At 45.6% G+C, this 12,467-nt stretch carries 12 protein-coding genes; 1 reads left to right on the top strand and 11 read right to left on the bottom strand.

The window, feature by feature from the left end; all coding sequences use genetic code 11:
- Positions 1 to 102: 102 nt before the first annotated feature.
- The 10 genes from rsmB to NSU15_RS12495 form a co-directional block, all read right to left on the bottom strand.
- Positions 103 to 1,503, bottom strand: coding sequence for a 16S rRNA (cytosine(967)-C(5))-methyltransferase RsmB (gene rsmB, locus NSU15_RS12540; protein ID WP_081954061.1), 1,401 nt, complete (start codon positions 1,501 to 1,503; stop codon positions 103 to 105).
- Positions 1,500 to 2,435: a methionyl-tRNA formyltransferase gene (gene fmt / locus NSU15_RS12535; protein WP_339290663.1), complete on the bottom strand. Its 936-nt coding sequence runs from the start codon at positions 2,433 to 2,435 to the stop codon at positions 1,500 to 1,502. Before fmt ends, rsmB begins: the two co-directional genes overlap by 4 nt.
- Before the next feature lie 4 nt (positions 2,436 to 2,439).
- Positions 2,440 to 2,925, bottom strand: coding sequence for a peptide deformylase (gene def / locus NSU15_RS12530; protein ID WP_042126884.1), 486 nt, complete (start codon positions 2,923 to 2,925; stop codon positions 2,440 to 2,442).
- Between the two features lie 84 nt (positions 2,926 to 3,009).
- Positions 3,010 to 5,541 (bottom strand): primosomal protein N', encoded by a 2,532-nt coding sequence (gene priA, locus NSU15_RS12525; RefSeq protein WP_339290661.1) that lies wholly within the window; start codon positions 5,539 to 5,541, stop codon positions 3,010 to 3,012.
- Complete coding sequence (gene coaBC, locus NSU15_RS12520; protein WP_339290659.1) at positions 5,541 to 6,776, bottom strand: bifunctional phosphopantothenoylcysteine decarboxylase/phosphopantothenate--cysteine ligase CoaBC; 1,236 nt, start codon at positions 6,774 to 6,776, stop codon at positions 5,541 to 5,543. The genes priA and coaBC overlap by 1 nt, the downstream gene beginning before the upstream one ends.
- Positions 6,777 to 7,004: 228 nt before the next feature.
- Positions 7,005 to 7,205, bottom strand: coding sequence for a DNA-directed RNA polymerase subunit omega (gene rpoZ, locus NSU15_RS12515; RefSeq protein WP_036686188.1), 201 nt, complete (start codon positions 7,203 to 7,205; stop codon positions 7,005 to 7,007).
- Between the two features lie 52 nt (positions 7,206 to 7,257).
- Complete coding sequence (gene gmk, locus NSU15_RS12510; protein ID WP_042126879.1) at positions 7,258 to 7,827, bottom strand: guanylate kinase; 570 nt, start codon at positions 7,825 to 7,827, stop codon at positions 7,258 to 7,260.
- A 19-nt stretch (positions 7,828 to 7,846) separates the two neighbouring features.
- A complete protein-coding gene (locus NSU15_RS12505) occupies positions 7,847 to 8,107 on the bottom strand; it encodes a DUF370 domain-containing protein (protein WP_006209218.1) in 261 nt (86 codons plus the stop codon).
- A gap of 48 nt (positions 8,108 to 8,155) precedes the next feature.
- On the bottom strand, positions 8,156 to 9,049 hold the full coding sequence (locus NSU15_RS12500) for a YicC/YloC family endoribonuclease (protein WP_042126872.1): 894 nt from the start codon (positions 9,047 to 9,049) through the stop codon (positions 8,156 to 8,158).
- A gap of 38 nt (positions 9,050 to 9,087) precedes the next feature.
- Positions 9,088 to 10,959, bottom strand: coding sequence for a bifunctional homocysteine S-methyltransferase/methylenetetrahydrofolate reductase (locus NSU15_RS12495; RefSeq protein ID WP_339290656.1), 1,872 nt, complete (start codon positions 10,957 to 10,959; stop codon positions 9,088 to 9,090).
- 164 nt (positions 10,960 to 11,123) lie between these two features.
- On the opposite strand from NSU15_RS12495, the gene NSU15_RS12490 reads away from it, so the two are divergent.
- Positions 11,124 to 11,381: a hypothetical protein gene (locus NSU15_RS12490; RefSeq protein ID WP_042126868.1), complete on the top strand. Its 258-nt coding sequence runs from the start codon at positions 11,124 to 11,126 to the stop codon at positions 11,379 to 11,381.
- On the opposite strand, the gene NSU15_RS12485 is transcribed toward NSU15_RS12490, so the two are convergent.
- Positions 11,354 to 12,460, bottom strand: a complete 1,107-nt coding sequence (locus tag NSU15_RS12485; protein WP_339290654.1) for a GerAB/ArcD/ProY family transporter — start codon at positions 12,458 to 12,460, stop codon at positions 11,354 to 11,356. The genes NSU15_RS12490 and NSU15_RS12485 overlap by 28 nt on opposite strands.
- Positions 12,461 to 12,467 lie beyond the last annotated feature (7 nt).

Here is a 12,467-nt window from a genome sequence, read left to right as displayed (position 1 = left end):
CTTCCTATTTTAACACAAATTTCAGAGACGGTAAAAGAAATAGCCCGCCGTACGGTAGCCCGGCGGGCAAAAGATACAACAATTGTCAGTAAATTTACTATATTACAAGACTCTTTGAAGCTTAGAGATATAGAATCCGTCGCTGCCATAGTGATGCGGCAATAATTGAATTCCCTCACCTTCAGCCAGTGCAGTACCTTCCAATCTATCCCATAACGGGGAAGCAAACGTTATAGAAGTGAAATCAGGATTCTGCTTCAAAAAGGCAGCTACAACTTCACGGTTTTCCGCTTGTTCAGTCGTACAGGTACTATAAACCAGAACCCCACCCGGCTTCAACAGTTTGGAGACCGACTGCAGGAGCTGACCTTGTAGTGACGCTACGCTTGTAACGTCCTCAGGCTGCTTACGCCATTTGAGATCTGGCTTACGGCGGATTACCCCAAGCCCAGAGCAAGGAGCGTCCAATAGAATTCTATCGAAGGAATGATGCTCTAAGGTATGCTCTAGCTCCAGCGCATCTGCACTGCCTGTTACTACACTTTCGAGACCTAGTCGCGCAGCTTGATCCGAGATAAGCTTAGCTTTATGCGGATGCAGATCGTTAGCAAGAATAGACCCTTCATCTTTCATCAGCTCGCCCATATGCGCTGTTTTGCCCCCAGGTGCGGCACAGCAATCAAGAACTCGCATTCCAGGCTCAGGTGCAACAGCTTCAGCTACAAGCATGGAGCTTTCATCCTGAACAGATATAAATCCATCCCGATACCAAGAAGAAAGAGCGAGATTACCGCCGCCTTTTACAACAATACCATATGGACTAACTTCAGAAGCAGAAGCTTGCAGACCTTGTTCAACCATCTGACTCAGTAGCGCTTCACGGCTAATCATCGTTGTATTTACACGTACACTAACAGCAGGTGGCTCATTATTAGCAGTGCAAATAGCTTCCGCAGTATCAACACCATACTCGGTAATCCAGCGCTCCACTAACCATAAAGGATGGGAATACTGAATGGATATCCGTTTCGCCGGGCTCAATTCATCAGGTATAACCGGTAGATCTCCAGCGCGAAGCACACTACGAAGCACGCCATTAACCATACCCGAGATTCCTTGATGGCCCTTTTTCTTAGCTATATTAACAGCCTCGTTTACAGCTGCATGAGACGGTATGCGGTCCAGATACATAATTTGATATAAGCTTAGTCGCAATAAATTACGCACCCAGGGCTGCAATTTAGCGATCCCTTTGCTAACAAATTCCTCTAGCACATAATCAAGTGTGTTCATACGAGAGATGGTGCCATAGACAAGCTCAGTAACTAGTCCAGCATCTTCTCTGCTAAGAGCAGACTTCTGCAGACTGCTGTTCAAGAGTAGGTTGCTGTATGCACCTTGCTGTTCGACCTTTACCAGAATATCGAGTGCGATATCCCGGGCAGAGGCTGTATTAGCTTTACCTTTGTTTCCGGCACCGCCCTTTTTACCGCCCGCGCTCAACCTAGCACCGTCCCTGGTTTCATGACACCGCCACGGCTAAAGTCCGCAGCACTCATAGCTTTCTTACCAGCAGGCTGAACAGTAGTTAGCAGCAGACTTCCGTCTCCAGTCTTAACCTCGACACCTTGTTCAGTAACCGAAAGCACCGTTCCTGGCGCGCTGTCAGTTGATTTCTGTTCAGCGGGAATTTTTGAAGACCAAACTTTAAAGGTCTCTCCATTCCAGAGTGTAAACGCACCTGAAAAAGGAACCAGCCCACGGATTCTATTATAGCTATCACGAGAACCAGCGTTCCAATCCAAACGCTCATCCTCACGATTTAGGTTGGGTGCGAAGGTTGCTTGACTATCGTCTTGCGGGGTAGCTTGAACACGACCGTTTACTAATCGCGGCATTTCAGACTTCAAGAGATCACGTCCAGCAAGGCTCAGCTTCTCGAACATCGTGCCGGAAGTATCCTCATCCTCGATAGCCACCTCGACGCGCGAGATCATATCTCCAGTGTCAAGTCCTTCAGCCATATACATCAAAGTAACGCCGGTAACCTTCTCACCGTTAATGATACTACGTTGAATCGGTGCGCCCCCCCGGTATTTAGGAAGCAATGAACCATGAACATTCACACAACCATTACGGGGCAAATCCAATACAGCTTTAGGCAAAATTTGACCATAAGCAGCTGTAACAATCAGGTCAGGCTCATATGCAGCTAACTCTGCAACAGCCTCAGGTTTGCGCATCCGTTCAGGCTGGAGCACAGGTAAACCAAGAGATAATGCGGCTTCTTTAACTGGTGAAGGAGCCAAGATCTTTTTACGTCCTTGCGGTCGATCTGGTTGGGTGACGACTGCTACAACTTCGTAGCCTTCATCCATCAGCATTTGCAAGCTTGGTACCGCAAAGGCTGGGGTTCCCATGAATACAATCTTCATATCCTCACTCCTCAGTCTCATTGCGTTCAGCTGTCATCTCGTATACTTTTTCAGCGATATCTGTAAACAGTACTCCGTTCAGATGGTCAATCTCATGTTGAAAAGCCCGAGCAAGTAAACCACTGCCGGTAATGGTAATTTCTTTTCCCTCACGATTAAGACCACGTACGGTGACTGTCTCTGCACGGCGTACATCACCATTCAATCCGGGAATACTAAGACATCCTTCAGGTCCTAGCTGCTCCCCTTCTGTACCGATGATTTCCGGATTAATCATTTTGATCAGCCCGTGCTCTTCATCTGCATCCACCACAATTAGGCGCTTCAAAATACCAACTTGTGGAGCTGCCAGCCCTACACCTTCAGCGTCATACATCGTATCAGCCATATCATCTAACAATTTTTTGACATTAGGTGTAACTACAGTTACTTCTTTTGCTATTTTGTGCAACACTTCATCCGGTTCCTTAACGATCATACGTATCGCCATTACAAACACCTTCCCGTTCTGTACATCTCTATATTTAGAGTTTATTGATCTAGCTCTTTTTTTACATTGTAACATGATAACGATTTACATCAACATTTGCGGATCTACATCAATGCTGATTTGGAGCCCTGTATCCCGAACAGAATCCTCCAACTCCTCAGCCACTTGCCGAACAAGCCCAATCACATCGATGGCGCCGCGCCATTTTATCATACACTGGAATCTATATCTACCCTTCAAGCGAGGGATTGGTGAAGCTACTGGACCTAACAGATCGAGTACATCGGTAGTTAACTTATCCAGACTCCCATACCATCTAAGCTGTCTGGCCTTCCCCTGAAGATTCATAGCGTAATTCTCTGCCATCCGGAGTAATAGCGGTAATTGCTCATGGGATAATGTAACGAGTATCAATCTGCAATAAGGTGGATAATGTAACCCTCTGCGATGCTTTAACTCCTCCCTTACAAAAGAGAGATAGTCATGCCCGCTAGCATGAACAATAGAATAATGCTCCGGTGTATAGGACTGAACAACTACCTCACCCGGAAGCTGATGCCGGCCTGCTCTTCCAGCAACTTGTGTAAGCAATTGGAAGGTCTTTTCCGCTGCACGAAAATCGGGCAAGTTTAACGCTGAATCTGCAGTTATTACACCAACAAGAGTTACGTCGGGAAAATCCAATCCCTTCGCTACCATCTGTGTGCCTAGCAGAACATCCGCTTTTTTGTCTCTGAATTGGTTGAGTAATTTCTCATGCGAGCCCTTTTCTGTCGTTGTATCCACATCCATACGAATCACACGTATACCAGGAAACAACTTGCCAAGCTCTTCTTCCACTCGCTGAGTTCCTGTTCCGAAGAATCGGATATGCTCACTTCCACACTCTGGACAAAGCTTAGGTGCTGGCTCGGCATGACCACAATAATGACAACGCAAATTGTCACTACGGCTATGATACGTTAACGAAATATCACACTCCGGGCAACCTGCCACATATCCGCAACTTCGACACATGACAAACGTTGAGAACCCTCTGCGGTTAAGCAATAATACCGTCTGTTCTCCACGTTCCAGTCTTTCAGCCAGTGCAGAATGCAGCTTCCGACTAAACATGGAGCGATTACCTTCTTTAAGCTCTTCCCGCATATCCACTACATTCACCTTGGGAAGCTCGTTGCCAAGTGCGCGAGTAGGCATTTCTAAAAGTACTGGTGAAAAATGAATATCACTCTGTGCTCTGGCTGCATGATAGCTTTCTAACGAAGGCGTGGCGGAGCCTAAAATCACAGCTGCCCCACACTGCTCGGCTCTGCGAATCGCAGCATCACGGGCATGATATTTCGGATTTTCCTCCTGCTTATATGAGGTCTCATGTTCTTCATCCATAATAATCAAACCCAAGTTAGAGAACGGAGCAAACACTGCTGATCGGGCACCAACGGCAACCGTAGCCTTTCCTTCGCGAATTTTGCGCCACTCATCGTAACGCTCACCTACAGACAATCGGCTATGCATTACCGCAACACCACTTCCAAAACGCCCTTTAAAACGTTCCACCATCTGGGGTGTTAATGCAATTTCTGGAACGAGCACTACGGCCTGTCTGCCCTGATCCAAGCAACGTTTGATACATTGCAAGTAGATTTCTGTCTTACCGCTACCCGTAACGCCATGTACCAGAAACACTTCATGTAGTTGTTCTTCTAGTGTTCGTGAAATTCGAGTGTATACAATCTCTTGCTCTGCTGTAAGTGGCAGAGGCGTAGTAGGCTTAAAGTCACGTCCTTGATAAGGGTCGCGATAGACTTCAATCTCGCTGATTTCGATGAAGCCTTTTTCCTCTAAACCCTTTACCGTACTTGCCGTAACTTGAAGGGCTGACAAGACTTCCTTAAGCGCCATAGGGAGTGTAGCTTCTCTTTCGATTAGAAAGCTTAGCACTTCCTTCTGTCGCGCAGATTTTTTAGGAAACTTACTCAGCGCCTCACGCGCAGCCGTAATGCCTATCGCCAGATCTACCGCTTTCAGCTTTTTCTTGCCCATTTTATCTTTGATTGATTGGCTCTCTACAAGAACTCCGCGCCGCAGCATGAACTTCACCGTTTCCGCAGCCTCCGGAAACGCACGGGTAAGTTGCTTCATGGAAACTTCGCCATTACGTCCAATAAATTCAGTGATTAGTCGTTCCTCATTCTCTGTCTCAGCAAACATAGGGAATAATTCATCATCAGGGAATGCTGTCTCTTCTTCCACAACTCCTAATGAAATCAGTCGTTCTGCCTTCCCCTTAAGAGCGGTGGGCAGCATCGCTTGAAGGGCAGAAATTCGTCTGCATGCATATCTTTTACTCATCCAGTCTGCTAACTCAACTAATTCAGGGGATAACGGTGGAAGCAGATCAAGTACTTCTTGAATAGGCTTAAGCGCAGGATTCACTACTGTTTCTCCTGACTCTAACGAAACAACAAACCCTTGCACCGTACGGTGTCCAAACGGGACTGCTACTCGGCTGCCCACTTCAATCCATAATTTCAGTGATTCTGGAATACTATAATCAAATGGCCGGTCAGTGCTGCGTACAGGCACATCCACAATGACCTTGGCAATATCCATTATAATGAAGCTCCAGAAATGCGCTCTGCCACGAGTGTCAGCAAACGGCGTGCGACCTCATCCTTAGACAATTGTGGCAATTCAAGCACCAATCCATCTGCATCATAAATCGATACAATATTCGTATCCGATCCAAATCCGGCTCCTGCAGCCGCTACGTTGTTAGCAACGATGAGATCGCAGTTTTTTCGGACCAGCTTGTCCTTTGCATAAAATTCAGTGTTTCCCGTCTCCGCTGCAAAACCGATCAAGAACTGCTTATCCTTGTTCTTACCTAGTGTTTCGAGAATATCCGTTGTTTTTATAAGCTCAAGAGTCAGCGTATCTCCACTTTTTTTAATTTTGGATTGCTCGCTATGCTTCGGACGGTAATCCGATACAGCCGCTGCCTTAATCATGATATCGCAGCTATCCCACTGGGCAGTAACTGCTTCATACATTTCTTGTGCGGATTGAACACGAATAACAGAAATATCCGGGTCCTGCGGAGGCGCTTCATCTGTTCGCGCAGCAATCAAGGTCACCTCTGCCCCCATAGCACGTGCAGCACGTGCCACAGCAAACCCCATTTTACCAGAGGAATCATTGGAGATATAGCGTACCGGATCAATCCGTTCTACTGTACCGCCAGCTGTGATGACAATCTTTTTACCCTTGAGTGGACTAGACTTCGCACTTTCTTGCAATGCAAAAAAATCCTCCACATAACTTACGATTGTCTCAGGCTCCTCTAAACGGCCTTTGCCTACGTAACCGCATGCCAGCAGACCTTCCCCAGGCTCAATAAACTGAATACCACGTTTAGCGAGGGTGTCCAAATTGCTAAGTACAGCGGGATGCTGATACATATGGACATTCATAGCTGGTGCCACCATTACAGGTGCAGTAGTAGCGAGTAACGTTGTAGATAACATATCATCCGCAATTCCATGCGCCATCTTGGCAATCATATTCGCAGTTGCTGGCGCTACTATTACAAGATCCGCTGAATCGGCCAAATCAATATGCGAGATGGAAGATGGGTCACGTTCCTGGAATGTATCACTATATACTCGTTGCTTCGACAGTGACTGTAGAGTTAATTCTGTAATGAACTGCTTTGCCGAAGCTGTCATAATGACATGAACCTCGGCTCCTTTTTGGACAAGCTTACTGGTCAGGGACGCTGCTTTGTAGGCCGCAATACCTCCTGTAATCCCAAGTAAAATAGTCTTCCCCTTCAAGCTCTTCAACATGATCTCCCCCCTGTTCCCTACTCTTACAACGAATGATCTATTACTTTACTTCTTATATTTTGAGAAAAAAATAACAACCTTCCGGTTGTCAGAAACAGCCCGGTTTTGGGCTATCATCATTCATTAAAGATCCATAAATGCTCCATAACCCAAGAAGAAACGGCATCGCCTAATTACAACTAGGCGGTATCCGTTTCTACAAAAGGGAATATCTAAATAGGCTTGCGACTACTCTTCACCGCGGGTAAGCGTAATGCGATCTTCGTAAATTTCTTCAAGAGCAACACCAACGAATTTATGCGATCTAGGGTTCTTCACATCTGTCTTACCACCCTCACGCAATTGTCTAGCACGACGTGCTGCGGCTACAACGAGCGAATACTTACTGTCAACCTTGGTCATCATTTCATCAATGGATGGATATAGCACAGGGACACCTCTTCATAGTTTACTGGTAATACATTCAATCTTTCAGCATACATTATCTGACTTTACAATGTTCGGCGATAATAATGCTTTCTATTCTCTTACAAGCCAGATCAATCTCATCATTCACAACAGCATAATCATAATGCTGCATTAGATTTATCTCATCCTCCGCTACGGTCATGCGGTGATCGATCACATCTGGATGTTCCGTACCCCGTCCGCGTATGCGGTCCTTCAACTCGTCCATAGAAGGTGGAAGAAGGAACACAAAAATACCTTCAGGAAATTTCTCTTTGACTTTGAGAGCTCCCTGAACCTCAATTTCGAGAATAATGTCTTTGCCGCTATTGAGAGTTCTCTCTACAAAATCACGTGGAGTACCGTAAAAATTACCTACGTACTCCGCATATTCAAGCAGTTGATCGGCTTCTATCATAGCCGCAAACTGCTCTTTGCTTTTGAAAAAATAGTTCACACCGTCTTCCTCACCCGCACGCGGACTACGAGTAGTAGCTGATACTGAGTAGACAAGTTCGGGCATCTTCGGACGTAGCGCAGTACATACAGTACCTTTACCTACGCCGGAAGGTCCGGATAATATGATGAGCAATCCTTTTGACATAATACACTCCATTTAGTTGTTATTCGTCGTTGTCGTCATCTTTACTGGATAAGCGATGCGCCACAGTCTCCGGCTGTACAGCCGACAAAATGACATGATCACTATCTGTAATGATTACGGCACGAGTCCGTCGGCCATAGGTGGCGTCGATCAACATATGTCGATCACGAGCCTCCTGGATAATACGTTTGATTGGTGCAGATTCCGGACTGACGATGGAAATAATGCGATTGGCGGACACAATATTCCCAAAGCCAATGTTGATAAGTTTAATTGCCATGTTCCGGTAGTTCCCCCCATAAAGTTCTATGCTATTACCTGTTCCCGGTTACTCTATGTTTGCCGCTTGTTCGCGAATCTTCTCTAGCTCTGCTTTCATGTCTAGCACAAGACCCACGAGAGTTAAATGATTGCATTTCGACCCGATTGTATTCGTCTCCCGGTTCATCTCCTGAATGAGAAAATCCAGCTTGCGTCCTACCGGCCCTTTCCCCTTCAGGAGGGTTCTGCATTGTTCGAAATGACTATACAACCGGGTCAACTCTTCATCAATATTACAGCGATCAGCAAAAATAGCGATTTCCATCCCGAATTTATGCTCATCAAAAGCGAACGTCCCATCATTCAGCTCATTCAATCGGTGACGTAGCTTGTCACGATATTCAATGACTACAACAGGAGCAAGTTCAACCATTTCAGCATGCATGGTCTCAAGATAGGTGAGACGCTGTTCAAGATCAGCGACTAGAAAACTGCCTTCACGGGCACGCATCTCCAGCAGAGACTGCAAACTCTGCTCAAGTCCCGTCTCCAACATTTCAGAGTAGTCTTCTAAGGCCGCGGACACGGCACCCGCAGCCTCATCTTTGCTTTCCATAATACCGGGTATAGAAAGTATATCACGAAGAGTCAACTCACCGGACAAACCATACTCGTTCTTAAGCTGATCTGCTGCCTTAAGATAAGTCATGACAGCAGAGCGATTCAGAACCGGTCCGGAAGACGACTCATCATGCTCTCTATTGATGGTAACATCTATCCTTCCCCGTTTGACGTGCTGTTGAACCTTTCTTCTCAGCACATCCTCATAACCCGTCCAATCCCGGGGCATCCGCAGTACAACTTCGCAGTACCGGTGATTCACCGATTTCACTTCGAACATAATCTTGTAGCCGCCGAATTGCAGGGACGATTGACCGTATCCGGTCATGCTAAATGACAACGGAATCACATCCATTACACTATTGTAATTGATTATTACTAGCGAAACAAGGGGGATAATTTACGTCCTGATTTCTCCCATACATACTCCATCAGCTGTGCACTCATATCATAGAACATGAACGGTGTCATCAAATAGATCCCATTGAAATGAGCTGTAGCAACATCTAACAGCTCCTTAGCGATGGCGACACCTTCAGCTCTTCCTGCTTCCCCTTCAAGTCCTTTCATACGATTCCGGACTTCATCGGTAAGCTGGATGCCTGGAACCTCATTATGAAGGAACTCTGCATTACGTCCACTAGCCAGTGGCATCACACCAATAAACACGGGGATTTCCAGATGTGCAGTGGCCTCTGCGATCTTCACGATAAGTTCCTGATCATAGACAGGCTGGGTCATAATATAATCCGCACCAGAGGCAATTTTCTTCTCCAGTCGCTGTACAGCCTTATCTAAATGTTTAACATTCGGGTTAAAGGCAGCACCGATTACAAAATTCGCTTTCTGCTTCAAAGGTTTACCCGAGAAGGAAATGCCATCATTCAATTGCTTAATCATTCGAATAATCTCAAAAGAGGTTAAATCATAAACCGAACTTGAGCCAGGAAGATCTCCGAATTTTGCGGGGTCTCCAGTCACCGCCAACACATGATCAATGCCAAGCGCATCAAAACCCATCAAATGCGATTGAGTACCGATCAGATTACGGTCCCGACAAGCAACATGCACCAGCGGACGAAGTCCAGTTTTAGCGTGCACCAAATGGCCTAAAGCCATATTGCTCATCCGTGTAACAGCCAGTGAGTTATCGGCGAGTGTCAACGCATCCGCACCCGCTCTTCTCAGCGCTTCTGCACCCTGCATAAACTTGGCGATATCCAAATCACGGGGAGGATCCAGCTCAACGATAACCGTATGGCGTTCTTTTACTAGATCAACCAGGTTCGGCTCTCTGCCATCTCTTCCCTCATCTTCGCCAAAATGCTCTTGCAGCGATACACGTTCCACCGTCACAAGCGACGGTTTTGGAAGTGGCTGAGGTTCGTAACCTTTTAATGCGGAAGAAATTTCAGCAATATGCTGCGGTGTAGTACCACAGCAGCCGCCGATAATTCTGCAACCCATTTCTGCAAAAGTTACTGCCATCTGCCCGAAATATTCCGGTGAAGCCCCATACCGGTATTCTCCGTCTACATAATCGGCAACACCTGCATTGGGATAGACCGAGGTCGGTAGAACCAGATTGCCCTGTAAAGCTTTCAGCGCTCTCTTAATTCCATTTGGACCCGTATTACAGTTAAATCCGATGATATCTGCTCCGTCACCTTCAAGAATGCGAAAAGCCTCTGGCAGCGTCAGTCCATCCAACGTACGAGCTGATTCATCGACAGCAAATTGGCAAATGACTGGGAGAGTACTATGTTTACGTACAGTTCTTAGTGCAAGGTGAAGTTCCTCGACATCGTAGAAGGTTTCTAGCATAATACCGTCTACTTCTTCTTCTAACAATGCTGTGATCTGCTGCGTAAAATACTTCTTCAACTCTGTTGATGAGAGATTTGCACGCTTACCGGCGCGAATGGAGCCTACAGCACCTAATACATAACCAGTATCTCCAGCAGCTTTACGAGCGATTCTTACTCCGGCACGATTAATTTCTTCAACCTTGGACTCCAAACCATATTTGGACAGCCTGTCAAAATTCGCTGAGAAGGTGTTGCTTTCTAGCAGCACTGCCCCTGCATCTATATAGCTGCGATGTACATCTTCGATAACCCCTGGAGAGGTCAAATTTAATTCTTCGTAGGAAATGCCGACAGGGAAACCCTTCTGATATAAATAGGTACCCATCGCTCCGTCTCCGACCAATACTTTGTTTCCCCATGCGGAACGTAGATCCGGCTTCACTGCAAAATCCTCCCCTGACTCATTAGTTTCATACTAATGTATCATAAATCGGTATGGATGATAAGCTTTCAAAAGAAAAGCAATCAGACACCCGGTCCGGGTATGCATGATCGGGTATTAAAAGCTTCATACTAACGTTAAATTAGCGAAAAGGAGCAAATCCAGTGAAGAAAAAAACTAGAAAACTTCTGATCCGAAAATACGCAATTATCCTACTCTTAAGCATTTTGTGTTTATCATATCTGTATTTGGGGGATTGGCTATTTGGTTATGGAGTGGGCAACATCCAGTACATTCTAAATTACTTACTATACACTGCCTCTGAGAAAACCGCGGCCATCATCTTGCTCTTATGTCTGCTTGGTCCTGATATTCTGGCCTGGAAGACCGGACGTCAACCTGAACGCGGAGCTGAAAAGTGACTCTTTAACGCTGTAACAAGGATAAGGATCAGCGGGATTAACACCATAAAGAAGGGATACACCGTATACAGCAGTTTTCCACTCTCATCTATATGCTCGGTGAAGCTTCGTGCATCCAGCATAGAACTAAACAAGATAATCAAAGCTGTCGGATAGACCATCCTCCGATAAGGAATTTTAAATAACTCTGATATACCGATCAGGGCCGCTGCAAAAAAAACTGCCATTTTAAAAAAAACACCAATGATAAGCACCATAACAACTAAAATATCTAGCCGTTGAACAAAATCAGAAATAGAAATCTTACTAATCGTAGGCATCAGCGGAAGTAGCGATCTTTTAACAATATCAGATCCAAGAACAGATATGTTTAAGACCATAGTCAGACTCAATAGTATGCCTGATACAAATATACCCGTTGCAATGATCCAGGGCCCTTTTTTTGCGTTATCAAGATAAGGCATCAGCATAGTAAAACAGACCATTTCACCAAAAGGAAACATATAATTTTGTTTGACTACAGAGGCGAGGATGGGCTCGAATCCATTCTCGAAAACGGGCTGAAGAAAATGGAGATTAATTGAACCCGAAAACATCAGCATCATCGAGCTAAAAAGACCTATCATTAATACAAGCGTTAAGAAAACCATCGAAGTTCTGGCTAATACCTCTATTCCCTTATGCAATACATAAGCGCTTGATAAGACCATCAGCATGGCTATAATGAATAACGGAGTCCGATGCATGGTTGCCATAACAAGCATGGTGCTGCCATCTCGCAAATCCCTTCCCGCTAAATTCAGAAATAGGATGATGTAACCTAACGCTATTACCGATCCCAAATATCTGCCTAGTACCTTTCGGACATAAGCCGTTAGCGGTAAATCAGGAAACTTTCGATAGAGAAAGGTATATCCCGCGAAAACAGCTACTCCAATAAAATCACCGATCATAATGGAAATCCATGCATCTTTTCCCGCTTCCATCCCTAGATTCACCACCAAAGCTGTCCCAAGCTCGAACAACAATGTTAAGGAGAAGATTTGGAGTACACCAATTTTTATACTGCCTTTATTCATACCCGCT

Origin of the sequence: Paenibacillus sp. FSL E2-0201 (genome assembly GCF_037963325.1) — a bacterium.
In the GTDB taxonomy this organism is placed as follows: Bacteria; Bacillota; Bacilli; order Paenibacillales; family Paenibacillaceae; genus Paenibacillus_AQ.
This window is presented reverse-complemented; position numbering and strand designations above follow the sequence as displayed.